Origin of the sequence: Rothia uropygialis (genome assembly GCF_004137765.1) — a bacterium.
Taxonomy (GTDB): domain Bacteria; phylum Actinomycetota; class Actinomycetes; order Actinomycetales; family Micrococcaceae; genus Rothia.
The window spans coordinates 415,561-439,748 of sequence record NZ_NOIS01000003.1; the positions used below are offsets into that span (position 1 = coordinate 415,561).

Here is a 24,188-nt window from a genome sequence, read left to right on the forward strand (position 1 = left end):
AATCACACCGTTCCCCACTGACGCAGCCTCCCTGACTCATGGAATATGGAGACATAGCGTTCGGCTGATCCAGGAACGGTTTCCTCCCGCCTGGCGGAGCGAGTCCGTCTCGACCACAGCACCCTTGCTCTCCGGGCAACCACTCGTTTCCTGGGTCGGCCCACACGTTGATGGGGAAACCTGTAACGTCGCCAGCAGAAAAACGCTACGCGTATCGATGAGAGGAACCATGAACGTTTCGATGTGGCGCAAGCTGGCGAGTCCCTGGTACCTCGTATCCGCCGGCCCCTGGGTCGCCCTCATCGCCATCGTCATCCAACCGATGATGTTTTTCGTAGCGTTTTTGGCCGTATTTCTCGTCATGGCCCTCATATCCAGCAACGACTATGCGCTGAGCTTCTTTTTCTTCGGGATCCCGTTGCTGGGGGTCATTTTCCTGCCTGTAGTAGGCCTGTGGTTCGGTTACATCGAGCGTGGCCGGCTGTGGATGATGGGTTTTCAGAACGTTCCATCGGCCCACGTCAATCTGCCCCTCAAACCTTTCTTGGTATGGCTCAAGACCAGGTATCGCGAACCCGCTTCCTGGCGCAACGTCCTTGCTCTCGTGGTCACGGGCGTCTTCGGAATCGTCAATACGGTACTGCTCGCGCTCGAAACCCTGACTCTGGCAACCATGGGGTTTCTGTGGATCTTTACCGGGCAATTCCACAGAACCATTCCGGCCAATGAGCTCCCCGGATTGTTCAAGTTCATCCGTCTGATGACGGACGGGGACGTCACCCCAGATGATTGGTGGAAGTTCCCGCTCGTTGCGCTCGCATCGCTCATCGTCTTCGCCTATTTCAACGGGCTGCTGGCCGCCGTTACAGGCTCGGCGTCGAAGGCTCTTCTGAGCCCGCGTCCGGAGGAGATCGAGCGTCAGGTTCAACAGTTGACGTCCTCACGCGCCCGGATCATGGACTCCTTCGAGTCCGAGCGACGCCGTATCGAGAGGGATCTGCACGATGGAGTCCAGCAGGAGCTCGTGAACCTCACACTGAGGCTGGGCATGGCCGAATACGAACTCCAAGCCCTAGCGAATCAAGGGATCGACGTCGCAGCAGCACGGCAAGAAGTGTCCCGCGCTCAAGAACAGATGGACCATGCTCTCCAAACGCTGCGCAATACGGTCCGGGGAATCTACCCTGCGGTTCTCGAAGACCACGGTCTGCGAGCGGCGCTCGAAGAACTCGCGAACAACTGCATGCTGCCTGTCCAGCTGGTCTACACCGCAGCAGACCAGCTTCCACAGGATATCCAACGCAGCGCGTACTACATCGCGAGCGAGGCAGTGACCAATACCCTCAAGCATTCGACCGCCAGCACCATTTGGATCACAGCGTATACAGAGGACAATGTCCTGCATATCGAAATCACCGATAACGGCCAGGGTGGTGCCGATACTCGTGGCGGAACCGGCGTTTCGGGCCTGAACGAACGCGTTCAAACCATGAACGGCAAGGTCTGGCTGGTTTCTCCCCCTGGCGGGCCCACGACCCTCTTCGGCTCGATACCCTTGGAGGAGAAGCAGACTTCACCTTCGTTGTCCGTCGAGTAGCCCGTGAACTGTCGGGAACGTACTGAGCACGCACCATCGACATCTGACACCGACACTTCCATAACCTGATCCATAATTCCGTTTCTCAGAAAGGGTCCCGTGCGCATCATTCTCGCCGAAGATTCCACCCTCCTCAGAGAGGGCCTCGTGATGGTTCTCAAACGCCTGGGTCATGAGGTATCGCGTGAGGTCGGGGATGCACCTGGGCTTCTGGCCGCCGTGGACCAAGCGCAAGGACAGGAAGGGGTCGACGTCGTGGTCACGGACGTGCGCATGCCCCCGACCAATACCTCGGACGGTCTACAGGCCGCGCACACCCTCCGTGAGCGGTATCCCCGGCTCCCCGTCCTGGTTCTCTCCCAGTACATTGCTTCTGCGTATGCACGGGAGTTGTTCTCCGACGACTCGTCCGGCCTGGGTTACCTTCTCAAGGACCGTGTCGGCAAAATCGAGGACTTCGCGCGGGCCCTGGAAACGGTGGCCGGGGGCGGGACCGTCATCGACCCCGACGTCGTCAAGCACCTCATGGGAAACGCCGCGTCGGACAACAGGTCAGCGGTCTTGGAGCGATTGACCCCGCGCGAACTCGAAATCCTCAAGCTGATGGCGCAGGGCAAGGCGAATTCGGAGATCGAGCAGGAGCTCTACGTTTCTTCCGCGACGGTAGCCAAACACATCGGCAATATTTTCGACAAGCTGGGGCTGGACAGCGACGCCGGGAATCGACGCGTCCGCGCGGTCCTTGCATTCCTGGACCACTGACCCTAGGCGCGTGCCCCGCGCGTCCCCTAGCTTATTCCGAAGAACCATTCTCAATACGGCCTTTACAAGGCCGTCTATTAGGTTGAAGATTTGACGATCCAAAATACTAGTACCCTTTGAATCTGTGACGGGTGTTTTCGCCGCCTTGGACCAAGGATTCGGCGAACTACCGTCGCGGACTAAGTGACCACCAAGGGAGAGAATAAGTGACAGAGCTGCAACAGGAACCAGTTGACGCTGATGCACAGATCAAAGCCGCTTCATGGCGCCAGTTCTTTGAGACGTCGCAGATGCTGACAAATCGTCTCGAACAATTATTGCGCAAGGACACAGCGCTCCGGCTGGCCGATTACGATGTCTGCCAGCTCCTCTACAACGCCCCGGACCACCGATTGCGCCTCGGAGACATCGCGCACATCATGGTTTTCTCACCGTCACGTTTGAGCTACCAGGTGGGGGTTCTGTGCGACAAAGGCGTCCTTCGTCGCATTGAAGACTCTACCGACGGTCGCGCCGCATTCGCGGAGCTGACCAGCCACGGCGTGGACGTTTTTCTCCAAGCCCGCGAAACTCATCGACAGCACGTCAATGAGATCCTCAATGACCTCGTCAGTGTCGAGGAGGCCGAGTTGATCGAGCGGCTTTTCGCTCAAATTCGGCAACGGCTCCTGCAAGGCTAAGACACCCAGGCCACAAAACTCAGTGAAGGGCCGTGGCTCGCGATGCGCATCGCGAGCCACGGTCCTTTCTGCTCAACGCTTCGGCGACGTTGTGGAGCCGGATCGTTGGGACTGTCCCGCTTCTTCGGCGCGGCGCAGTTCCTCGCGATTGTGGCTCACCATGGAAGCGACGACATTGAGAGCGATACCGGCCAGCACCAGGATCCAGCCGAGGATTCCCAGGTGTGCCGTGATGAGGATGGCACCCACGAACAGCACGAGCAACGAGGTCAAGTACGCAGGGGTGAGGAAGACGCGATAGTTCATATACCTATTTCACCACGTCCGTCTTGGACTCGCGTATAAGGCATGGTTGCTAGCTCTGTTTTGGGGCCCGGGGCGGTTTCTGGGGCTTGCCCGCCGGTGGAGATGAGAGGCCCGATTGCAGCCCCGGGAGCAGATTTGCCATATCGGGGTTCTGAACGGCGGCCATCTGGTCGAGCTTCCGAAGCACGTGGTCTACGGTGGCCGGGTCCACTCCGCGATCAGAGCGCGCACTGATGATTTCGTCCTGGGCAGCGTTCAGGGCGGTGTCCCTCATCTTGGCGAAGAGCTTACGACGTTTGTTGCGCTCCGCCAGTTGTGCCTCGTAGAACTCCTGGTTCTCCACTTCCTGGGGGCTCTTCGGAACCATTCGTCGGTACAGGTCCGAGACCATGGACACGAGTTCGGGTGGGGCGTCCTGAGCGTAGCGGCCAACCGCTTCCATCGCAGCGTGCTGCGCCCTCTTCAGAAGTTCGCGCTCTTGTCGATCCTGTTGATCCTCTTGATCGAGACCTAGCATTTTGACGAGGAACGGAAGCGTCAGTCCAGGGAAAACCATGGTGAAGAGCAGGACCATGGTCGCGATCACCAGAACTTCGGAACGGAATCCGAATCCCTCGGCCGGCAGGGACAGCGCGAGGGCCAACGTGACAAGACCTCGCATCCCTGACCATGTCATTACGAGCGCCTCGCCCATGGTCCGCGGCGTCATGGGTTGGTGCGCCTTGGAATGGTTGAAAGCGACAATGATGCTCATCCAGGCGAGGCGAATGAAGATGACGACTGCCGCGATGATGCATCCGTGGAGAAGCATCTCTCCGATGCGATCTCCTGCGTCCTCAACGACCTGTCGAACCTGCAATCCGATCAGCCCGAATGCGACGCCGGTGATGAGCATCTCGATGACTTCCCAGAACGCCGTTCCGGTCAGTCGATCCTCCGGTTCCAAGTCGCCCATCGTGCTGGACATTTGGACGGCGGCAACGACCACGGCAATGACTCCGGAGGCGCGAACCTCTTCGGATGCTATATATACCGCAAACGGAATAATGAGAGTCAGGCCGGATCGCGCGACGTGCGAGTTGAGGTGACGCCGCGCGATTCCGCCAAGCCAACCGAAGAGCAGCCCGATAACCACTGCTGCAAAAGCCGTATACAGGAATTCGAGGAGGAGAACCGGTGCGGACAGATGACTGTTGACGGTAATGGCTGCGAGGGCCGCCTGGAATGCCACCAAGGAGACGGCGTCGTTGAAGAGGCCCTCAGTTTGCAGGGTCGAAACGATGCGTCGAGGTATTCCGACGGGTTCCGCGACGGCCTCGACGGCCACGGGGTCCGGAGGGGCTACGGCCGCACCGATCGCGACGGCAGCAGCCACGGTCATTCCGGGGATGAAGACCATGGAGGTCCACATGACCGCCAGGATGGTGATGGCCACGAGGACCACCGAATAGATCACGATCGCTCGCCAGTTGGTCCGGAACATCTGCCAGCTGGCCCTCTGCCCCAGCGCCCACAGAAGTGGCGGCAAGAATATCGGGAGGATGAGCTCGGGCTGAATGGTCACATTCGGCACACCAGGAATGAAAATCATGGCGGCGGTCGCCAAAGTCAGAAGAACCGGCCAGGGCAGGTTGAACCTGTCGCCGACCCCCACGAGGACGAGGGTCGCCAACAAGATCACAATGACGACGATCAAGAAGTCCACGTTTCGACTTTATCCGACCGGGCCCGGCAGGGATAACATTTTTCGGACGTGAACTGACCGTCTATTCCAATTCAGGCATTTGGGGCGACCGAAGTACCCACGCCGCGCCGCCTGATCGTGACCGGAACCGGCGCACCTTCTGCGGCGGTCGAACAACGCGGACTTTGACCGCAAGGCGGCGTGCCGGCCGGCGTTTCCGGCTTCGCGCCGTCTACCTGGTGAGCTTCCAGATATGCTTCGTGTTCCGCAACGAGGTCTCTGTCCTCGGCGCCCAGTACTACAAATCCTGCGTCCTGGATCATGCGCAGGTCGTCCAGAGCCGATTGGCCCTCGCTGGTGAGGTAATCGCCCAAGAAGAGCGAGTTGACGACGTGGAGGGCCACGGATTGAAGAGACCTCAGATGCATTTCGCGGCCACCGGCCATGCGAATTTCCTTTTCCGGCGCGGCGAAGCGAACCATCGAGAGGATCCTCAGGCACTTCAACGGGGTAAGTTCCCAGGTACCTTCCAAGGGAGTTCCTTCGAAGGGCATGAGGAAGTTGATCGGAATCGACTCGGAGTCCAGGTCAACGAGGGAGAACACCGCATCGACCAGTTGTTCGGGACTTTCCCCCATCCCGACGATCAGACCCGAGCAAGCTTGGAGTCCGGCGTCATGCGCTTGTTCGACCGTGGCAACTCGCTCGGAATACGAGTGTGTCGAGCAGATCTCCGCATAGTGGTCCTCGGAAGTATTGAGATTGTGGTTGTACGCATCCGCGCCGGCACATTTGAGGCGTTCGGCCTGCCCTTCTTTCAGGATTCCGAGACACGCGCAGACCTCGATGTCCGGATTGCTTTTTTTGAGGCCTTCGATCATGCGAGAAACCCGTTCGACATCCCGGTCCGTGGGTCCTTTCCCGCTGGCGACCATGCACACGCGCGAAGCCCCGCCGATCACGCCCATGCTGGCCTGACGAACGGCTTCCTCCGGCTTGATCCACGTGTACTTCAGGATCTCCGCGGCCGATGCCAAACGCTGGGAACAATACGAACAGTCCTCCGGACACAGGCCGGACTTGAGGTTGACCAGGTAGTTGACCTTGACCGTGTTGCCATAGTTCGCGCGTCGGAGGATGGATGCGGCGTTGACGATCTCGAAGGTCTCGGCGTCACTGGCCGACAAGAGAGCTAGCGCCTCGTCCCGGGTGAGCTGGTGGCCTGCGGCCACCTCGTGAGCGAGTTCCGTGTATGAAATGTGCATGGATGCATTGAAACCCGTTTTTGAACAGTGTTCAAGTGCGGGCTCGGCTGTGACTGGTCACTTGACGCGCGAAGCAGGGGTTGGCTCTCAGCGCACATCTATTCCCATCCATAGCGCGTCGCAATAGGTTTGAGAAAAGAACATCACACAGAAGGGTGCAGATCATGGCAGATCTTTCCGGCAAGAAAATCGCTTTTCTCCTGACCAACGGCGTGGAGGAGGTCGAGCTGACTCGTCCGCGCAAGGCTCTCGACGACGCAGGTGCCCAGACCGTCATCGTCTCGCCCGCCGAAGGCAAACTGACGGCAATGAATGGAGACTGGGACCACGGAGATTCCTTCGATGTGGACCTGCCTCTCTCCGAGGCCAAACCAGATGCATTCGACGCTTTGGTTCTGCCTGGCGGCACCATCAACTCGGACACCTTGCGCATTGCCGAGGGCGCAACCGAATTCGTACGGGCCTTCTTTGAGCAGGAGAAGACCGTCGCCGCGATCTGCCACGCTCCGTGGATCCTGGCCCAGGCCGAACTCGCCCGTGGACGCCGGCTCACCTCGTTCGTCTCAACCAAGACCGATCTGATCAACGCGGGTGCGCTTTGGGAAGACTCACAGGTCGTGGTGGACGGAAACCTCATCACGAGTCGCAATCCCGGCGACATCGACGCTTTCAACGCGGCAATTTCCGAGGCTCTCTCCTCATAGACCTCTCGGACGGGGCGACGGGATTGAGTCGGTAGACTCTTCCCGTGGCCCTCACCCGTGAACTCATCCTGGAAACAGCCCTGTCGCTCTTGAGCGAGTACGGGCTGGGTGACTTGTCCATGCGCAGGGTAGCTGGTGAGCTCGGGGTTGCCCCCGGCGCCTTGTACTATCACGTCAAGAACAAGCAGGAATTGCTCACGCAGCTGGCAGGCAAAATGCTCGACCCGGAGCCCTTGTTGTCCCCGGGCGGCGCCAAAGCTTCGCAGAGCGAGGCGATGACCGAACGGGAGCTGATCGAGACCGTTGTCGGACAGGCTCGAGCCGTCAGAGAATCCGTTCTGCGTTATCAGGACGGCGCAGACGTCATCGGAATCGCCCTAGCCTCCGATCCCGATTCCGTTTCTGCGTTCGTATCGATCCGCAACTGCCTGGAATTCGGCGGTGTGTCCGAGCGACGAGCCGATTGGGGAGCCCGTTCCGTGCTGTACACGGTCCTCGGTTTTGTCTCGACGGCACACAACCGAATCCGGCTCGCCTCGCCATCCGCTCCGACCGGCGGTCGCCGCGTTATGGCTTCGGACGATGCCGAAGCATGTGATTTCGGAGTCAGTTCCATCGTTCTGGGCATTGTGGAAGGATCACATACCTCCTAGTCGAGGGGTAACCTCCCGCGCTTTACAATAAATGAGGCGCGTTGGGAGCCACGAGTTCCGCGATCTGTTTCGCGGTGTCCGAAATCCGACTCCGCGCCGAATCACACCACCAACGAGAAGAATTCAGGTACAACTCCATGACCGAGGCCTCGATCGTGGCCCAGTGGGCCTCCCTGCCGGACCACACTGCGCAGGTGGAATCATTGCGCGAGGCCTTCATCGACAGGTACGGCTCGGAACCCGATGGCATCTGGTCGGCTCCGGGGCGCCTGAATCTCCTTGGGGAGTACGTCGACTTCAATGGCGGCTCGTGTTTCCCCACGCCCCTTCCCTACCGGACCCTGATCGCGGGACGACTTCGACGGGACGGCATCCTCCACGCGGAGTCCCGGCAGATGTCGAATCCCGTTGAATCCCCGGTCCCGGAGATCGCTCCCGGAACGATTTCCGGATGGTTCGCATACGTCGGTGGCGTTGCGTGGTCCATGAACCAAGAGGGAGGCCAAGACATCGCCTTGCCACCGGATTTCGGAGCGGACTTGCTCATCGATTCCACGGTTCCGGTCGGCGGCGGCCTGTCCTCTTCGGCCGCCCTGGAATGTTCCACGGCCCTCGCGCTGCTGGAACTGTCCTGCCCGCTCCGCACGGAGGCGGCCATGGAACCGTTGCCAGTCGGCGGATGCGGCCCCGACAACGACGACCTCCGGGCACGGCTGGCGCGGGTGTGCATGCGGGCCGAAAACGAAGTGGCTGGCGCCGTGACCGGCGGCCTCGATCAGACGACGTCTCTCCGTTCGCTTCCAGGACAGGCAATGGTTGTGGATTTCCGGGATTTCTCGATCGAACCCGTCGATGTGAACGTGACCGAGGCCGGCTTGGCATTCCTCGTGATCGATACCCGCGCGCCCCACGACCTAGCCGATGGTCAATACTCCAGCCGGAGAGACGTGTGCGAGGAGCTCAGGCAGTTGGCAGGCGTCGACAAACTTCGGGATCTCCTGCCGGAGGAGCTCGGCTTTGGCGACCTCGCCGCCGACGATGCGCGTCGAGCTCGCGAGCTGACCGTCAACGAGACCCTAGATCGCTGTGCGCACCTACCGGGAGTCCCAGAACGGATCGGCACGGAAAAACTGCATAGTTGGTTGAAGCACGTCTTCACGGACATGATGCTCGTCGAGCGTGCTCGCACGCTTTTCACGGATCGGACTCCGACCTCTCGAGAAACGTGGGAGGAGCTGGGCCGGCTCTTCACGACTTCCCATACCTCGATGCGTGACGATCTCGGTGCATCGCGGGCCGAGCTCGACGTCGCCGTGGACACGTGCCTGGAACACGGTGCTTTGGGTGCCCGACTCGTGGGCGGCGGTTTCGGTGGAGCCGTACTCGCTCTGACAACCCGCGAAGCAGTTGCGGAGACTGCACAGGCCGTAGCCGATGCGTTCGCAGCACAAGGTTTCGACGTCCCCGTTTTCCTTCCCTTGGCCCCGGGACGCCCGGCTAACCGCGATATCTAAGACGCTCAAAAAGAACAGAATCTAATTAAAATTCGTTATTTATGACGGGGGCGGAACGCTTTTCTTGCGTTCCACCCCCGTGCCTGACTCACGTGGTTCATTCCCTTAAAACCGCCTCACTGCAGGCGCATGAGGCGGAATTTCTGATGTGCTGCAGCACCGATCGATACCGACAGGTACTAATAAAACACTCGCGAGTACGTTTCACAACAAGGCGCGCACATCGTTATCAAATCTTTATGCCGAAGTCCTCGAGGCAGGTGCCTGGACGACAAATCCTTGTGATATTCGAAACGTTCAGAAGGCCCGACCGCTCGCAAGGGAATAACGACCCGGCCGCTCAAGTTGGGATGAGCACGCCCAACATAATTCCTCACCGCGAAAGGCGGTTTCGTGGCTTTTTCATACTTATTCCAGCCATTGGCCCTCCGAGGCCTTGAACTCAAGAACCGAGCTTTTGTTGCACCGATGTGCCAATACAGCGCGGCCGATGACGGCGTTCCCACCGACTGGCATTTGATGCATTTGGGTTCGTTCGCGACCGGCGGCTTTGCCCTCGTCACAGCGGAGGCAACCGCCGTAGCGTCTGAGGGACGAATCTCGCCAGGAGATTTGGGACTGTGGAATGACGGCCAGGCCCAACAGTTTGCCCGTATTGCAGACTTTGTCCATGAGCATGGCCAAGGCGCCAAGTTCGGCATCCAGCTGGCCCACGCAGGCCGGAAAGCCTCCACGTATCATGCCCTGCCCGGCTACCCTGAAGGTTCACTGGACAAGAATGATGGCGCGTGGACCACCTTGGCACCCACGGATCAGGCATTCGGCCCCTTCGACGCCCCACAGGCCATGTCCGAACAGGACATCCTGGATACGGCTCGGGCCTTCGGCGAGGCAGCGACCCGCGCAGTCGACGCCGGAGTGGACACTCTTCAGATCCACGCCGCACATGGATACCTGCTTCACGAATTCCTGCAAAAGGACGTCAACACCCGCGAGGACAAGTGGGGTGGGGAGGACCTGGAGAACAGGATGCGGTTCCCGCTCGAGGTCGTCCGCCAGGTCCGCGCCGCGATACCGGAAAACATGCCGTTGATGATCCGGGTTTCTGCGGTCGACTGGAAGGAAGAGGCGGGCTCCGAGGCAGCCCGCCGCGCCAACGAGGCGGACCTGGCTGACATCACGGAGTTCGTGAGGCAAGCAGGGAGACTCGGTGTCGACATGGTGGACGTGTCCAGTGGTGGCAACCTGGCTCAGCCCCATGTTGTTCCCGTACCGGGGTACCAAACCGAATTCGCGGCACATATCCGGCGCGAAACAGGGGTCACGACGAGCGCCGTCGGGATCATTACCAATCCGATTCAGGCAGAGCACACGATTGCGACAGGTCAGGCCGATGCGGTCAGCGTTGGCCGCGAAGCATTGCGCGATCCTCGATGGGTCCTCAGGGCCGCTCAAGAATTGCGGCAGGATACGGATTGGCCGGACCAGTTCTATCGAGCCAAGCGATAACGCCCGTTTAATAAAAACCCGAACTAAATATCTCCGTCCCAAAAATTCCCTGGATGTTTGGTGGAGATTCGGTAACGACATTTTGCCAGGGGTGAACAATTCGATCTGATATGTGAAAGCGGTTCACATCACCCCTTGTTTGCCCTAGTCTCGAAAACAAGTGGCGGTCCGCAACACTGAAATAGCAAGGATCGCCGAGATGAAAGGAGCCAACTATGGGTTTCGATATTGGTGACAAGGCAGGCGACGCTCTGAACAAGGGCAAGGACACCGTCAATGACAAGACCGGTAAGGACACCGTCAAGGACGAACATGTCGACAAGGCCAAGGATGCGTTGAACGACAAGTTCGGCAACAACTAATCTGTCGTTGTTCGTTCTTGCTTGTCCCTCGGATATTTCCTAGGGGCACCCCAATGAAAGGAGTCCCATATGGGTATCGAGGATAAGGCTAATAACGCATTTCAGGATGCCTCCGGCAACGCCAAGGAAAAAGTCGGCGAAGCAGTAGGCAATGATGATTTGAAGAATGAAGGCAAGGGCGATCAGCTCGGCGCAGCCGTCAAGGAAGGTGCCGAGAAGGTCAAGGATGCCGCCCGTAACATCGGGGACAAGCTCAAGGGCTAATGCCGGCATTCACATTTGCCTGCCCGTGGCGGGCCACCTGGAAGGGTGGCCCGCCACAGGTCTTTAAAACCGGGAAACTCGAAATCTCGTGATTAACCCCCGGCCGAATTCACCCCTTTACGAGGTGGAGACGACAGCAGGGGTTGCGGGCAACTGCCCGCAACCCCTGCTTCGTGATGGGAGAATTATCGGATATCAGAGTCCGGGAGCGGCGTAGTAACCGTCCACCGTCATCATTCCGCCGCCGTCGACGGCGGTGATCTGCGTTCCCTGTTCCGGGTTGAGCGCGGAAACCATCTGCCCGTCACCGAGATAAATGCCTACGTGGGCATAGTTGTTCGTGAAAACGACATCACCGGCTTGGGGTGCGGACGTTGGCACCAGCTGATCCTTCATGCTGTACGTGTATGCGTCCAGATTGATTCCTGATTGAGCGTAGACGTAGGAGACGAATCCGGAGCAGTCCCAGGCCATATAGTCCTGGCCTCCCCACACATAGGATCCGCCGACTCCGGACAGGGCATCCTGGACAATCTGGCCACGGCTACCGGTTACGGTATCGGTGGACGCCACGGGCTGGACATCGGTTGCCTGCGCCGACAGTGTGTCAGCCGACTGGGGCTGATCCACAGGTGCCAACTGTGCCTGGTCAGCAACCTCGGAGCCGGGATCCTGCTGCTGCGGGGTGGTCTCTGCCGCAGGAACGGCCTCGATCGGCGCGTCGGCAGAATCGTTGGTTGCTTCCACCCCGCTGTCGAGATCGTCGGCAATCGGATTCTCTTGGATACCTTCATCGACGGAGCCAGAGGCCGGAGCCGTCTCAGCGGCCGGGACGGCCTCAGGGGCTGGAGCCTGGGTGGCTGTATCGGCCGCCGGGGCAGCTGCCGGTTCCGAGGCTTGAACATTAGTCGACGAGTCGGCGCCCTCGTCAGCAGGCTGTTGAGCCCAGGGCGCCTGAGGAGCACTGGTTGCGGGAGCAGGCGTGGGTGCAGGGACAGGCTGCTGAACCGCGGGAGCAGCGCCAGTCGAGGCAGATGCCTGGGAGTCCACAAAAGTATGAGCAACCGGGGAGGACGTTGCAACTGCCAAGCTGGGTCGAATCTGAGGCGTGGTCGAGGTCGATGACGGAGCTGCGGATGCGAAGGCGTTCGCTGAGGTCATGGAACCGGCGACGATTCCGACGGTCGCTAACCCGATTCCGGTGTTGCGAAAGAAGTGTGACTGGGTAACTGGGCGAACACGAGTGATTTGTTGAGCCATGAGAAATGGTTTCCTCCTCTTTGCCTACGCGGTTGGTGCAAGATCCATCAAGGAACCCCAGTCAGCAAAACCACTTACCCTCGGAGTCTTGTGAGGAAGAGAACCCCATCCAACACCTCGTCCCTGCCAAAGGTTGTCCTGAGTTCAGGTTCTCTGGGCGGCGGCAGGGTACGGCAAGCCTCCCAGAGAAGCAGATCTATGTATCGATCAGCAGGCTCAATATAGCACAGGGACAATTCCTGGGGTATCCCACGTCACGTGCTGTTTTACTAACGTTAAACAACCACGGCAGTAAGCCTGAGTTTTCGAGTTAGATCTTTTCCCTGACGCGTTCGCAGAGTCATCGAGGAGACAGTTTTTCCTCCCGAATTGAATTTATTGTAATTACGTCTATGTGGCTCGAGAGCGTGCATCCATCGGAAATGACGAGACAAGCATTGCGTCACGGAACAACTGGGGCCGCGGGCGCCTCCCCATTACCCAGAGAACCCCGATCTCCGGCCATAGGGTCTGCATGTGACTAGATAGGCACAATATCGTCGTGTGCGCATCGGGCTCGGGGCCTGAAATTACAACGTTTCGCGGCTATGGCCGACGTCCCTGTCCCCACCCCGTGCACAGAGTTATCCACAGGAGTGGATAAGTCGTCTACCAAAAAGGCTCTCCGAGCCCCAAAACCCCCGGAAAATCAGGAAATCGAGGATCCACAAAGTTATTAACATGTGTGGAGTTACAGTCCTGTAGTTATTAACAGCTGTGGGTAACTCTTGTGGATAACTTTTCCGGCGAGCGACTTCTTGTAATCACAACTCTTGTTCGACGTCACCGCCCCTGCCGATGTCTGTGTGATGTCACGTCGAAAATCAGCGCCATGACGGCACCCACGACGAGCCCACCAACGTGTGCCTGCCAGGCGATTCCGGGAACCACGAACCCGAAGACCAGGTTGATTGCCACTAAGATAAGCAGTCCTCGCGTCTCACCGCCGCGGAACCTGGTCCATGCGAACAAGGCGCCGAACAATCCGAAGACCCCTCCGGATGCACCCACGACCAGTGTGTACGGACTGGCAAGAAGGTATACCGCTGCGGATCCACCAATGATCGAAAGCAGATAGACCGCAAGAAACCGCCACCGACCCATTCGCGGTTCGAGGGCTGCCCCGAAGATGTACAACGTGTACATGTTCAAACCGATATGCAGCAGATTCCCCGGAGAATGTACGAATCCGCTGGTCAGCATGCGCCAGGGTTCTGCGGTGGTGAGGATCGGGGCGTATGCGAACGTATTGAGGATCATCTGTCGAGGGATGGCCCACTGCAGAATGAACACCACGACGGTAACCGCGATCAGAGTCCACGTCACTGTCAGTCCGGCTGCGCCGGGGAATATCGAGTTCCTGTTGTGAACAGAAGCGCCACGTCGGCGGGCCTCCTGATTCGCCTCGTGGACGCAATCGACGCATTGAACTCCCACAGGAGCCTGAACCTGGCACTTCGGGCAGACCGGACGGTGACAGCGATTGCACGTCACATACGAAACGGTGTCCGGGTGACGCGGACAAACGGGGCGCTCACCCGCGGAGGCGGCTGCGTCGTCGCGTTGGCCGTATTGGGGCGGTCCTTGATTCATGAAACTGTGTTCCTCGCTCACGTGCTAGTACGGCATAGACAAAACGAGGCCCATCCGCGGTGTCGCGGAAGGGCCTCGATCAATCGGGCACCGAGAGGTCCCCGTGCTGAAGTCGTTGGTTCTAGAGCTGTTCGATCTCGATGTTCTTGATAACGACGTCTTCGACCGGACGATCCATCATTCCGGTTGCGACACCCTCGATCTCGTCGACAACCTTCTTGGAATCGTCGTCGGCAACTTCACCGAAGATCGTGTGCTTGCCCTGAAGCCAGGTGGTCGGAACGGTGGTAATGAAGAACTGGGAACCATTGGTTCCCTTACCGTTCTGGATACCGGCGTTCGCCATGGCCAGCTTGTAGGGGTCGTTGAAGTCGAGGTCCGGGCTGATCTCGTCATCGAACTGGTACCCGGGGCCACCGATGCCTTGGCCGAGGGGGTCACCACCCTGAATCATGAAATCACGAATGATGCGGTGGAAAATCACTCCGTCGTACAACGGGGTAGTCTTCTTTTCACCCGTCTTGGGGTCGGTCCACTCCTGGGAACCATCGGCCAAACCGACAAAGTTCTTGACGGTCTTGGGGGCTTGATGACCGAACAGGTTAACCACGATGTCACCGTGGTTGGTATGAAGGGTCGCTTTGGCAGTGGGAATCGCAGTCATGACAGTTATTTTCCCATGAGGCGAGCTAGCTCCCAATAGTGTTCCGCCTACAGTGAAAACGACGCGGCGGAACCCCCTGGGGGTGGGGACACTTCACCCTCTATTACATATCCTGAGAGTGGACTAAAACTGACTCGGTAAAACAGCCCGTCTATCGACGGGTGGCGCTGGCAGAGATTCTGTCTGCGCACCGGATCCACGAGGAGGTAACCCATGGGATGCCAGAAGAATGCTGAAAAGAAGGCTCAGAAGGCTGCGAAGCAGGCCAAGAAAACGGCCAATGCTCGCTACTCCGAGGGCGTTGACAAGGTCAACGAGCTCACGAACAAGCTCCAGCAACGTGCCGACCAGGCCAACGACTGGGCTCAGAAGGAGGTCGCGCCTCGTATCCAGGAACAAATCGATCGTGCGACTCCCGCGGTGGAGAACGCTGTCTCCAATGCCCGCGAGCGCGCCGGAGAGGCTGCTACGGCGTTGGCGGGCAAGCTGAACAGCACCGAGGCCCACCCGCAGGTCGAGGCCCTCGCCGCCAAGGTTACGGGCAACAAGAAATCTCTGAAGAAGGCACAGAAGGCCGCTGCGAAGCGAGCCGAAGAGTTCGCCAAGCAGCAGAAGAAGGCCAATAAGAAGTCCCACAAGGGTCTCGTGTTTTTCGGTCTGCTCGCCGCGGGAACCGCTGCCGGCGTTGCCGCGTGGCGTGCTTCCCGTCCGGTTGAGGATCCTTGGAAGACACCCGCGGATGCCAACCAGAAGCCCTCCGAGAGCAAGGGCGGCGACCAGTCTTCTTCAACGGCCAAGGCTGACCCAGCCGAGCAGAAAGTCACCAAACCTGCTTCGTCGGCTGCCCCCTCCAACCAGGAGGTCAAGTCGTTGAACGATCCCAAGAACACCAGCCATCCGGGCCCCGGTGCTCCGATGGACAAGCCCGCCACGTCGGTCCAGGGGACCCCGGCAGCGGACAAGGACAAGGAATCCGACGCCAAGAACGCTGATGGTTCCCAGTCCTCGATCCCGCGTCCCGGCGATGCGCCCCAGAACACCGAAGCGCAGAAGCGTTCCGGTAAGCACCAGGCGCCCAAGTCGGACCAGGACGACAAGTAAAAACGGAGTCCAGGTTCGCCTGAACTTTTAGACAACGACGCCGCCGCGCTCAACGAGCGCGGCGGCGTCGTTTTTTGTGACCAAGTGGCTTGGCGGATCGTATGCGGCGTCGCGATCAGAGGTCCCATCCACCGTGGCGCAGGTGTTCTTCCACCCGGGCAACATCTTCCGGCAACGGCATCTCGTCGGTTATTTTGGTGATTTCGACGCCGATGTCGACGCTTCCGGCAGGCATAACACCTTCGGCGATGAGTTGCCGACAGATCTCGATGACTTCTTCGTCTCCCAGCCGTCGCCGTAACACGGCGACGAGGGGAATGTAGTCCTGGGTGGGCAGACCGTCCGGGTAACCGGCGCGGAGCCATCTGATCACGGAGGCAGCGATATTTCGCATGTCGCCCCCTTTCCTAGAGCTCCATGGCGGGCCCTATTTTTTGGCGAGACCCAAGAAATTGAATCCGGTCAAGTGAAACAGAAAATCTTTGGCAATCCAGAGAATCCCCATGGCGATGGCCGCGAGGATGACGGCGAAGACGATCCCTCCGAGAAGCCGCATCGCCGTGGATGGAGGTCGCACCTGAATGACGCTTCCGTCTTCCTGATGTTGAGTCTGACCGGCGGAGAGGCGCATTCCGACCGCAAACAGAGCGGGAAGGCCTGCCCCGAGGATCAATCCGGCGATCGTCACGGGGATGAGGTTTGAGATGAGTTGTAGAAAGTTCATGCTCAGACTCCGTGGTTACTTGTGGGAGAAGTGCTTGCGGGCACCACCGCGTGACTCGTGGCCAATCATTTCGCCGACTTTGACATGAACCATGGTCCCGGTCAGGGTGCTCTCCGAGTTCGCGGCTCCCGGGGCCGCTTCTTCGACAGCCGACGTCTCACCCTGCCATTCGTCGTTGACGTTGTCATGGGTGACGGGCACCTGGCGGGACCGGTGCCACATGTATCCAGACAGGCCAAGGAGCAATGCGAAAATCACGAGTGCGCCCACGAGGTCGTTCGTCATCATCGCCACCACGTGACCGAGGAACCAGGTGACGGCTCCGACGATCGCCGCCGCGGGGATCGTGATAATCCAAGCGACGACCATCCGCCCCGCTACTGCCCAACGAACTTCCGCACCTTTCCGCCCAAGTCCTGTTCCCAGAATCGAACCGGTCGCCACGTGGGTTGTGGACAAGGCCATACCGAAGTGGGAGGACGTCAGAATGATTGCTGCGGAAGCGCCTTCGGCAGCCATGCCCTGAGGCGAATCGATTTCGACCAGACCTTTGCCCAGAGTCCGGATGATTCGCCAGCCACCCAGGTAAGTTCCCAGGGCAATGGCTGCGGCACACGTCAGTTTGACCCAGAAGGGAATGTCCGCGCTCGGATCGATGGCCGACGAGGCCACCAAAGCCAGGAAGATGACGCCCATCGTTTTCTGGGCATCGTTGGTTCCGTGGGCGAGGGAAACCAGTGAAGCGGTTCCCACCTGTCCCCACCGGAAACCACGCTCTTTCTGTTCGTCTCCCACGCTTCGCGTCAGACGGTAGATCAAGGCCGTGCCGACCGTAGAGATAATGCCAGCGACAAGGGGCGCCGCAACGGCCGGGACGATGACTTTGGCGACGATGCTGGTCCACAGGACACCGCTGAGGCCAAGACCAGCGATGGTCGAGCCGATCAAACCACCGAAGAGCGCATGGGACGAGCTGGAGGGCAGTCCCAAAAGCCAGGTCAAAAGGTTCCAGGTGATACCACCAACGAGCCCCGTGAACACAATGATCATCAGGTCACTGCCGGAGGTCAGTTCGAGGTTCACGACCTCTTTGCCCACCGTTTTGGCGACCTCGATGGATAGGAAAGCACCTATGAGATTCAGAATCGCAGACAGAGCGACCGCAACCTTGGGCTTGAGAGCGCCCGTCGCGATCGACGTGGCCATGGCGTTGCCGGTGTCGTGGAAGCCATTCGTGAAGTCGAAGACCAATGCCGTGACGATGACAATTGCGAGGATGATGAGTTCAGGTGCCACACAAGAATTATGCCGACGCGTATCTGAAGTCCCGGAGGTGAACAAGTGAACAGAAGGTTAACATCGCAGCCGAAAGCTGTGAGATTAACGATGGTGCTGGGTACGCTGGGCAGCTGACGTTTTCTGCTTCAGACTACGTTCTGCACATCGTGCATCGTACGACGTCGTCGCTCCGTGTATGCCGGTGAAATCTCAGCCCAACGAATGCTGGTACTTGCCCGGTGTCTGACCCACCAACGAGTCAAAAGCGTCGATGAACGCGCTCGGATTGGACCATCCGCAGGCCGTCGCCGTGTCCACGACCGAGACCCCCTCGGTCAACATCAGAAGAGATCTGTGGATCCGCAACTGAATGCGCCACTGCCGAAAACTCATGCCGGTTTCCCGTTGGAACAAACGACTCAGGGTTCGTTCACTTGCGCCCACTCGTCGCCCCAGACTCGCCAAGGAGACGGGGCTTGCGAGGTCGCGCTCGACGAGGTGGGTCACCGCCAGCAGGCGATCGTCATGCGGTTCGGGAAGGTGAAGGGGCTGTTCGGGTGCGGCAATGACATCATCGATGATTATTCGCCTCAGACGATCCCGGCTCTCGGTCGATCGCCCGGAAGTTTCCGTCAGTGCAAGAACGGCCTCCCTGGCCAGGGCGGTCAATGCCAAGACCGCCGGCCTTTCGGGAAGAAGGCCGGCCATGTCCGGGGACATGAAAACGATCCTCATATCGGTAGTCCCGTGTGCGCGGTGCTGATGAGTGAAACCTGCGGGGATCCATACCGCCCGATTCGGTGGTGCGATCCAGGAGCCGTCTTCGGTAACCATCGACAGGACTCCGGTCGACGGATAGACGATGTGTCCCCTGCCGTGGACGTGAGCCGGAGTGTGCTCATCGTGGCCCAGGAGATGGATCTGCTCAGGGCTGAGCAGGGTGTGGCGGGATTCAGGCATCAGGAGTCAGTTTATCGGTTGCCTGCCGGGGTGCAAGAGCGTGGAATGGGTCGAAGCTGCATCACTGCGATGTCTTCGACCGTTGAGCCGAAGTTGCCCGCGGAGCGGCTCGTGAACGCCTCACCCGAAAGGAACCCATGTCAGTCAGTACTCACCCGGCGGAAGACACCGCAGAGTATCCGATCCCCGGTGGAGAACCACCAAATCCTTGGGAAGTGGAAGATCCGCCCGAGCCCATCCGAAGCACGTGGAGTCTGGTTCTCCTCGGGGTCGGTTTGATTCTCATCGGGTTGAATCTCCGTATCGGAGTCGCCTCGATCGGTCCGGTACTTGGGGAGATCCGATCCTCCCTGGGCTTGTCTGCGACGTCCGCGAGCTTGCTGACGACGATCCCCGTGTTTGCCTTCGGAGTGTTCGCCTTCCTGACTCCGAGCCTGACACGACGCTTGGGCATGCATCGATTGCTCGGTGTCACGATGATTGCGTTGGCTTTAGGGATCGCGCTTCGCCTACACCCGAGTCTGGTCAGCCTCTTCCTCGGCACCACGATCATCGGAGCCGCTATCGCGATCGGAAACGTTGCGATGCCACCGGCCATCAAACAGGATTTCTCCCATCGCGCTGGCCTCATGATGGGTCTGTACTCGACGGCTCTGTTCGTCGGGGCCGCAGTGGCTTCGGGCCTCACAGTACCGATGCTTCCCCTCACGGGCGGCAATTGGCGCCTGGCCTTGGCCTCGTGGGTTGTCCCGGCTCTTCTCGCGGCCCTGATCTGGATTCCTCAGATGCTCCGTTCGCCGGGGCGCATGAAGGGGGGTCACGGCGCCGCAGACACCCCATCCGAACATGGGGAACCGAAGTTCCGGTCGATCCTCACGAGCCCCGTCGCCATCGCGGTCACGGCGCTCATGGGCCTCCAGAGCGTCAGCTACTACACAACCCTCACCTGGGTCCCGACGATGTTTCAGGATGCGGGCATGAATGCCGGATCAGCCGGATGGATGTTGTCCTATTCCGCTTTCCCAGGCATCGTTGCTTCTCTGGTGACGCCGACGATCGCAAAACGTATGCGCCCCAGCTGGTTGCCGGTCGCGATCGCCGTGATCTTGACCGGCAGCGCGTATCTCGGAATCGCTCTGGCACCGCTGTCCAGTCCGTACGTTTGGATGACGCTGCTCGGGTTGGGCCAAGGTGCTTCCATCAGCCTGTCACTGACGTACATCGTGTGGCGATCACCGGATACGCACCACACGGGGCATCTTTCGACGATGTCGCAAGGCTTCGGCTACCTTCTGGCGGGTCTGGGGCCGCTGGGGATCGGTGCGGTGCATTCCTTGACCGGAACGTGGACCGTTCCGTTGATTGTTTTGGGCGGGCTCTTGATCGCCCAGTTGGTAGCTGGTGCGTTGGCCAGCCGACCAGTCCATATTGGCCGTCATTAGGCCATCTGCGGTTTACTGCGCAACGTCGGTGGGCGGTTGCTGTTCCGGCCTCAGGTGCGACGCCAATGTCCGGAACAGCGGCCACGTCCGCGACTCCACCGCGGCGTTGCGACAAAAATGAGGACCCGGCGCGATGCCGGGTCCTCATTCATTCGGTGGAGGCGAGGGGACTCGAACCCCTAACCCTCTGCTTGCAAAGCAGATGCGCTACCAATTGCGCCACGCCCCCGCAGGTCAGTCAACCTTGTCGGTGGATGCACTCCACGTTCTCTTGGTTTCCTGAGAATCCTTCACTCGTTTGGTTACCACGAAAGCCACCGTACCAGCCGCGAGGGCTGCCAGGATCTTTCTCATGGAAACCTCCTCCTTGGAAAGGATTCTGTGGGCGTACCAGGAATTGAACCTGGGACCTCTTCGTTATCAGCGAAGCGCTCTAACCGTCTGAGCTATACGCCCCTTTGGCCTTGGGCCGAGATAAAACACTACATGACTACCCGGCCCGGGCCAAATTCGCCTTCGGTGACCTCCCCCACAAGAGAAGACACCACATCTTTCAGTCGTCGGTGAGAGTCACTCCGATACCGCCCACCAGTCTAGCCGCAATGTTGTACAGGAACGCCGAAATGACACCCAGGAGGGTCATCAAGACAACGTTTACGATCGAAAGGATTGTCGCGTAAAGAGCCACCTGACCCAACGACAGATAATCCGTGATCGATACCGCATTGCCCTGACTGGAAAGCATCGACAAGACCGAGTCCACTCCACCGAAGATGCCGGTGATGTCAAAAACCAGCCACAGAATCACGGTGGCCACCACGACGACGATGCCTACGGCAACGGACAGAAGAAAAACCAGCTTCGCAATCGACCAAAGATCAACCTTGGCCACCGTCAAGTGGGCGCGGCGGACTTTGGAACGCGGGGCCGGGCGAACCAACGGTCGACCTCCCGAAGACGCCGGTCGCTTCTTTCCGTTGGCGGGCCCGTTGGATGGTGCAGACTTGCTCGCTGTCACCGAGTCACCACGATTGGAGTTGGCGGCTGGCTTGCGGCGGTTATCCGCGGGCTTTCGCGCAGAGGAGCTGGCGGACGTGGAGGGTCTTCCTGCCGCGTTACCAGGGTTATTGGTGCTCACTCATTACCTCCGTGTGATGAAGATTCCGACTCGGCCGGGGTATCAGTCTGTTCACTACCGTTGTCCAACGGTACTTCATTTTCGGCGTCGAGCACCTCAACCGTTCCGTCTTCGGCGATCTCTTGGCCCTCGTCAATACCCTTGTCCTGGTTTCGAGCGATGGAAAGAATCCTGTCATTCTTGCCGGGCTTGGCAAATATTACGCCCATCGTGTCACGACCCTTTGCAGGTACCTCCGACACGAGCGATCGAGCCACCTTGCCCGACTGCATAACGACCAGGACTTCGTCGTCGGCACCAACGATCAGGCCTCCAACCAGGTCGCCACGGTCCTCGACGAGTTTGGCTACCTTGATGCCGAGTCCACCACGTCCTTGAACGCGGTATTCCTCGACTTTGGTCCGTTTGGCGTAGCCGCCCTCGGTGACCACGAACACGTACGAATCGTCGCTCACGACGTTTGCGGCGAGGAGCTCATCGCCGTCACGGAATTTCATGCCGGTCACACCGCTCGTCGCGCGACCCATGGGGCGAAGCGCTTCATCGGTCGCGGTGAAACGCAGGGACTGACCCTTGCGCGAGATGAGCATGAGGTCGTCGTCGGAATGCGCGAGCTGAGCCGAAATCAGTTCGTCTTCGTCCCGCAGGTTGATCGCGATGACACCTGCGGTGCGATTGGTGTCGTAATCGCTCAGACGAGATTTCTTGACCAAGCCGTGCTTTGTCGCCAAGACCAGGTACGGCGCGTCCTCGTACGTCCGAAGAGCCATCACACGGGCAATCGTCTCCCCCGGCTGGAAGGCCAGAAGGTTGGCCACGTGCTGACCCTTGGCGTCGCGACCCGCTTCAATGAGTTCATAGGCCTTTGTACGATACACGCGACCGAAGTTCGTGAAGAACAGAATCCAGTTGTGCGTCGTGGTGACGACGAGGTGTTCGACGACGTCGTCGCCGCGCAACTGCGCCCCCCGGATGCCCTTGCCGCCGCGATGCTGCGAACGGTATTGGTCGATCCTGGTCCGCTTGACGTAACCGCCCCGCGTAATCGTGACGACCATGTCTTCTTCGGGAATGAGATCCTCGATCGACATGTCTCCGTCATAGCCCATCAGGATCTGGGTCCGTCGATCATCGCCGTAGCGGTTGACGACATCCCGCATTTCCTCCGAGATCAAGTCGCGCTGACGCTGCTCGGAAGCGATGATTTCCTTGTATCCCTCGATCAGACGCATGAGCTCGTCGTGACGATCCTGAATCTTCTTGCGTTCCAGTGCCGCAAGACGACGCAACTGCATGTTCAGAATCGCCTGCGCCTGCGCCTCGTCGATGTCCAGGAACTCCATGAGGCCTGTGCGGGCGTCATCGGCCGTCGAGGAGTTACGAATCAACTGAATGACTTCGTCGAGGGCGTCCAAGGCCTTGAGGAGGCCACGGAGGATATGCGCCTCTTCTTCCGCCTGGCGCAGTCGGAACTGCGTGCGGCGGACGATGACGTCCATCTGGTGCTGCACCCAGTGGCGGATGAACGCGTCCAGCGAGAGCGTACGCGGAACGCCATCGACGATCGCGAGCATGTTCGCCGAGAAGTTCTCCTGCAGCTGGGTGTGCTTGTACAGGTTGTTGAGAACGACCTTGGCCACGGCGTCACGTTTGAGCACGATGACGAGGCGTTGGCCCGTGCGACCGGAGGTTTCGTCCCGCAGATCCGCAATTCCGCTGATCTTGCCGTCGCGGATCAGGTCGGCGATCTTGATGGCGAGGTTGTCGGGATTGGCCTGGTAGGGCAATTCCGTGACCACGAGGCAAGTACGTCCGTGAAGTTCCTCGACATTGACGACGGCCCGCATGGTGATCGATCCACGGCCCGTCCGGTAGGCCTCTTCGATTCCCTTGTGCCCGAGGATCTGTGCGCCCGTCGGGAAGTCCGGCCCCTTGACACGCGCGATCAGGGCATTGAGCAGCTCTTCGTCGGATGCCTCGGGATTCTCGAGGTACCACTGGACGCCTTCCGCGACCTCTCGGAGGTTATGCGGCGGGATGTTGGTTGCCATACCAACGGCGATACCGGAGGAACCATTGACCAGGAGGTTGGGGAATCGAGCCGGAAGGACGACCGGTTCCTGATTCTTGCCGTCGTAGTTGTCCTGGAAATCGACGGTGTTCTCTTGGATGTCCCGCACCATTTCCATGGCGAGCGGGGCCATCTTGCACTCGGTGTAACGAGGCGCTGCAGCGCCGTCGTTGCCAGGAGAGCCGAAGTTTCCCTGTCCCAGCGCAAGCGGGTAACGCATGATCCAGTTCTGGATCAGACGCACGAGAGTGTCGTAAATTGCCGAGTCGCCGTGCGGGTGATACTGCCCCATGACCTCACCGACGACGCGGGCACATTTGTTGAAAGAACGATCGGGCCGGTACCCGCCGTCGTACATTGCGTAGATGACGCGTCGGTGAACCGGTTTGAGGCCGTCGCGGACGTCAGGCAGTGCACGACCGACGATGACGGCCATGGCGTAATCGAGGTAAGACCGTTGCATTTCGGTCTGGAGGTCGATGTGCTCGATGCGATCCGCGATTTTGGGGGTCGCTTCCGCGTCGCTTCCTACGATCTCACCCTCGATGGGTTCGCCCTCTTGAGGATTCTGATTCGAACCGTTGTCTTCGGTACTCATGTTTCTTGTGTTCCGTCCTG

The 24,188-nt window shown here is 59.4% G+C and carries 24 protein-coding genes and 2 tRNA genes; 11 read left to right on the top strand and 15 right to left on the bottom strand.

The window, feature by feature from the left end; genetic code table 11:
- The first annotated feature begins 229 nt into the window (after positions 1-229).
- From EWV35_RS08615 to EWV35_RS08625, 3 genes are all read left to right on the top strand, one after another.
- Positions 230-1,597, top strand: coding sequence for a sensor histidine kinase (locus EWV35_RS08615; protein WP_165168466.1), 1,368 nt, complete (start codon positions 230-232; stop codon positions 1,595-1,597).
- A gap of 99 nt (positions 1,598-1,696) precedes the next feature.
- The gene (locus EWV35_RS08620) at positions 1,697-2,359 is read left to right on the top strand and encodes a response regulator transcription factor (protein ID WP_129660602.1); all 663 of its coding nucleotides are present in this window, start codon (positions 1,697-1,699) and stop codon (positions 2,357-2,359) included.
- Positions 2,360-2,565: 206 nt separating this feature from the next.
- Positions 2,566-3,039, top strand: coding sequence for a MarR family winged helix-turn-helix transcriptional regulator (locus EWV35_RS08625; protein ID WP_129660605.1), 474 nt, complete (start codon positions 2,566-2,568; stop codon positions 3,037-3,039).
- 72 nt (positions 3,040-3,111) lie between these two features.
- Here EWV35_RS08625 and EWV35_RS08630 read toward each other — a convergent pair whose 3' ends face one another.
- The 3 genes from EWV35_RS08630 to bioB form a co-directional block, all read right to left on the bottom strand.
- Positions 3,112-3,345 (bottom strand): hypothetical protein, encoded by a 234-nt coding sequence (locus EWV35_RS08630; RefSeq protein ID WP_129660608.1) that lies wholly within the window; start codon positions 3,343-3,345, stop codon positions 3,112-3,114.
- A gap of 49 nt (positions 3,346-3,394) precedes the next feature.
- Entirely contained in the window at positions 3,395-5,050 is a 1,656-nt protein-coding gene (locus EWV35_RS08635; protein ID WP_129660611.1) for a cation:proton antiporter, read from the bottom strand.
- A 71-nt stretch (positions 5,051-5,121) separates the two neighbouring features.
- Positions 5,122-6,294, bottom strand: a complete 1,173-nt coding sequence (gene bioB / locus EWV35_RS08640; RefSeq protein WP_129660613.1) for a biotin synthase BioB — start codon at positions 6,292-6,294, stop codon at positions 5,122-5,124.
- A 164-nt stretch (positions 6,295-6,458) separates the two neighbouring features.
- Between bioB and EWV35_RS08645 the strand changes: the two genes are divergently transcribed.
- The 6 genes from EWV35_RS08645 to EWV35_RS08670 all read left to right on the top strand — a co-directional run bounded on the left by EWV35_RS08645 (position 6,459) and on the right by EWV35_RS08670 (position 11,300).
- Entirely contained in the window at positions 6,459-6,998 is a 540-nt protein-coding gene (locus EWV35_RS08645) for a type 1 glutamine amidotransferase domain-containing protein (RefSeq protein WP_129660616.1), read from the top strand.
- A gap of 44 nt (positions 6,999-7,042) precedes the next feature.
- Entirely contained in the window at positions 7,043-7,651 is a 609-nt protein-coding gene (locus EWV35_RS08650) for a TetR family transcriptional regulator (RefSeq protein ID WP_129660619.1), read from the top strand.
- Positions 7,652-7,692: 41 nt separating this feature from the next.
- Positions 7,693-9,165 (top strand): galactokinase, encoded by a 1,473-nt coding sequence (locus tag EWV35_RS08655; protein WP_238654317.1) that lies wholly within the window; start codon positions 7,693-7,695, stop codon positions 9,163-9,165.
- 393 nt (positions 9,166-9,558) lie between these two features.
- Entirely contained in the window at positions 9,559-10,674 is a 1,116-nt protein-coding gene (locus tag EWV35_RS08660) for an NADH:flavin oxidoreductase/NADH oxidase (RefSeq protein ID WP_129660622.1), read from the top strand.
- Between the two features lie 215 nt (positions 10,675-10,889).
- Positions 10,890-11,036 (top strand): ribosome recycling factor, encoded by a 147-nt coding sequence (locus tag EWV35_RS08665; protein ID WP_129358292.1) that lies wholly within the window; start codon positions 10,890-10,892, stop codon positions 11,034-11,036.
- A 69-nt stretch (positions 11,037-11,105) separates the two neighbouring features.
- On the top strand, positions 11,106-11,300 hold the full coding sequence (locus EWV35_RS08670; protein WP_129660625.1) for a CsbD family protein: 195 nt from the start codon (positions 11,106-11,108) through the stop codon (positions 11,298-11,300).
- A 195-nt stretch (positions 11,301-11,495) separates the two neighbouring features.
- Here EWV35_RS08670 and EWV35_RS08675 read toward each other — a convergent pair whose 3' ends face one another.
- The 3 genes from EWV35_RS08675 to EWV35_RS08685 form a co-directional block, all read right to left on the bottom strand.
- Positions 11,496-12,560 carry a C40 family peptidase gene (locus EWV35_RS08675; RefSeq protein ID WP_238654319.1) on the bottom strand — a complete coding sequence of 355 codons (1,065 nt, stop codon included), beginning with the start codon at positions 12,558-12,560 and terminating at the stop codon, positions 11,496-11,498.
- Positions 12,561-13,382: 822 nt separating this feature from the next.
- Entirely contained in the window at positions 13,383-13,925 is a 543-nt protein-coding gene (locus EWV35_RS08680) for a rhomboid family intramembrane serine protease (protein ID WP_238654321.1), read from the bottom strand.
- A gap of 388 nt (positions 13,926-14,313) precedes the next feature.
- Positions 14,314-14,856 (bottom strand): peptidylprolyl isomerase, encoded by a 543-nt coding sequence (locus EWV35_RS08685; protein WP_129358289.1) that lies wholly within the window; start codon positions 14,854-14,856, stop codon positions 14,314-14,316.
- A 213-nt stretch (positions 14,857-15,069) separates the two neighbouring features.
- Here EWV35_RS08685 and EWV35_RS08690 point away from each other — a divergent pair, with 213 nt between their 5' ends.
- A complete protein-coding gene (locus tag EWV35_RS08690) occupies positions 15,070-15,957 on the top strand; it encodes a hypothetical protein (RefSeq protein ID WP_129660631.1) in 888 nt (295 codons plus the stop codon).
- A 115-nt stretch (positions 15,958-16,072) separates the two neighbouring features.
- Here the strand turns inward: EWV35_RS08690 and EWV35_RS08695 are convergent, their stop codons facing one another.
- From EWV35_RS08695 to EWV35_RS08710, 4 genes are all read right to left on the bottom strand, one after another.
- On the bottom strand, positions 16,073-16,351 hold the full coding sequence (locus tag EWV35_RS08695; protein WP_129660634.1) for a DUF3349 domain-containing protein: 279 nt from the start codon (positions 16,349-16,351) through the stop codon (positions 16,073-16,075).
- Positions 16,352-16,384: 33 nt separating this feature from the next.
- A complete protein-coding gene (locus tag EWV35_RS08700; RefSeq protein ID WP_129660637.1) occupies positions 16,385-16,681 on the bottom strand; it encodes a hypothetical protein in 297 nt (98 codons plus the stop codon).
- 15 nt (positions 16,682-16,696) lie between these two features.
- A complete protein-coding gene (locus tag EWV35_RS08705) occupies positions 16,697-17,977 on the bottom strand; it encodes an inorganic phosphate transporter (RefSeq protein ID WP_202976061.1) in 1,281 nt (426 codons plus the stop codon).
- Positions 17,978-18,169: 192 nt separating this feature from the next.
- Positions 18,170-18,919, bottom strand: a complete 750-nt coding sequence (locus EWV35_RS08710) for an AraC family transcriptional regulator (protein WP_129660640.1) — start codon at positions 18,917-18,919, stop codon at positions 18,170-18,172.
- A gap of 137 nt (positions 18,920-19,056) precedes the next feature.
- Between EWV35_RS08710 and EWV35_RS08715 the strand changes: the two genes are divergently transcribed.
- Positions 19,057-20,361: a CynX/NimT family MFS transporter gene (locus EWV35_RS08715; RefSeq protein WP_129660643.1), complete on the top strand. Its 1,305-nt coding sequence runs from the start codon at positions 19,057-19,059 to the stop codon at positions 20,359-20,361.
- A 156-nt stretch (positions 20,362-20,517) separates the two neighbouring features.
- Here the strand turns inward: EWV35_RS08715 and EWV35_RS08720 are convergent.
- The 5 genes from EWV35_RS08720 to gyrA form a co-directional block, all read right to left on the bottom strand.
- Positions 20,518-20,590 (bottom strand) — tRNA-Ala (locus EWV35_RS08720).
- A 5-nt stretch (positions 20,591-20,595) separates the two neighbouring features.
- On the bottom strand, positions 20,596-20,715 hold the full coding sequence (locus EWV35_RS13450) for a DLW-39 family protein (RefSeq protein ID WP_238654323.1): 120 nt from the start codon (positions 20,713-20,715) through the stop codon (positions 20,596-20,598).
- 28 nt (positions 20,716-20,743) lie between these two features.
- Positions 20,744-20,817 (bottom strand) — tRNA-Ile (locus tag EWV35_RS08725).
- A 97-nt stretch (positions 20,818-20,914) separates the two neighbouring features.
- Positions 20,915-21,499 (bottom strand): DUF3566 domain-containing protein, encoded by a 585-nt coding sequence (locus EWV35_RS08730; RefSeq protein ID WP_129660646.1) that lies wholly within the window; start codon positions 21,497-21,499, stop codon positions 20,915-20,917.
- Entirely contained in the window at positions 21,496-24,168 is a 2,673-nt protein-coding gene (gyrA, locus tag EWV35_RS08735; RefSeq protein WP_129660648.1) for a DNA gyrase subunit A, read from the bottom strand. Before gyrA ends, EWV35_RS08730 begins: the two co-directional genes overlap by 4 nt.
- Positions 24,169-24,188: the final 20 nt, after the last annotated feature.

Excerpts from the sequence above, each read along its gene's own strand:
- EWV35_RS08615 (WP_165168466.1), top strand. The coding sequence starts at position 230 with ATGAACGTTTCGATGTGGCGCAAGCTGGCGAGTCCCTGGTACCTCGTA.
- EWV35_RS08630 (WP_129660608.1), bottom strand. The coding sequence starts at position 3,345 with ATGAACTATCGCGTCTTCCTCACCCCTGCGTACTTGACCTCGTTGCTC.
- bioB (WP_129660613.1), bottom strand. The coding sequence starts at position 6,294 with ATGCACATTTCATACACGGAACTCGCTCACGAGGTGGCCGCAGGCCAC.
- EWV35_RS08645 (WP_129660616.1), top strand. The coding sequence starts at position 6,459 with ATGGCAGATCTTTCCGGCAAGAAAATCGCTTTTCTCCTGACCAACGGC.
- EWV35_RS08665 (WP_129358292.1), top strand. The coding sequence starts at position 10,890 with ATGGGTTTCGATATTGGTGACAAGGCAGGCGACGCTCTGAACAAGGGC.
- EWV35_RS08670 (WP_129660625.1), top strand. The coding sequence starts at position 11,106 with ATGGGTATCGAGGATAAGGCTAATAACGCATTTCAGGATGCCTCCGGC.
- EWV35_RS08675 (WP_238654319.1), bottom strand. The coding sequence starts at position 12,560 with ATGGCTCAACAAATCACTCGTGTTCGCCCAGTTACCCAGTCACACTTC.
- EWV35_RS08685 (WP_129358289.1), bottom strand. The coding sequence starts at position 14,856 with ATGACTGCGATTCCCACTGCCAAAGCGACCCTTCATACCAACCACGGT.
- EWV35_RS08690 (WP_129660631.1), top strand. The coding sequence starts at position 15,070 with ATGGGATGCCAGAAGAATGCTGAAAAGAAGGCTCAGAAGGCTGCGAAG.
- EWV35_RS08695 (WP_129660634.1), bottom strand. The coding sequence starts at position 16,351 with ATGCGAAATATCGCTGCCTCCGTGATCAGATGGCTCCGCGCCGGTTAC.
- EWV35_RS08700 (WP_129660637.1), bottom strand. The coding sequence starts at position 16,681 with ATGAACTTTCTACAACTCATCTCAAACCTCATCCCCGTGACGATCGCC.
- EWV35_RS08710 (WP_129660640.1), bottom strand. The coding sequence starts at position 18,919 with ATGCCTGAATCCCGCCACACCCTGCTCAGCCCTGAGCAGATCCATCTC.
- EWV35_RS08715 (WP_129660643.1), top strand. The coding sequence starts at position 19,057 with ATGTCAGTCAGTACTCACCCGGCGGAAGACACCGCAGAGTATCCGATC.
- EWV35_RS13450 (WP_238654323.1), bottom strand. The coding sequence starts at position 20,715 with ATGAGAAAGATCCTGGCAGCCCTCGCGGCTGGTACGGTGGCTTTCGTG.
- gyrA (WP_129660648.1), bottom strand. The coding sequence starts at position 24,168 with ATGAGTACCGAAGACAACGGTTCGAATCAGAATCCTCAAGAGGGCGAA.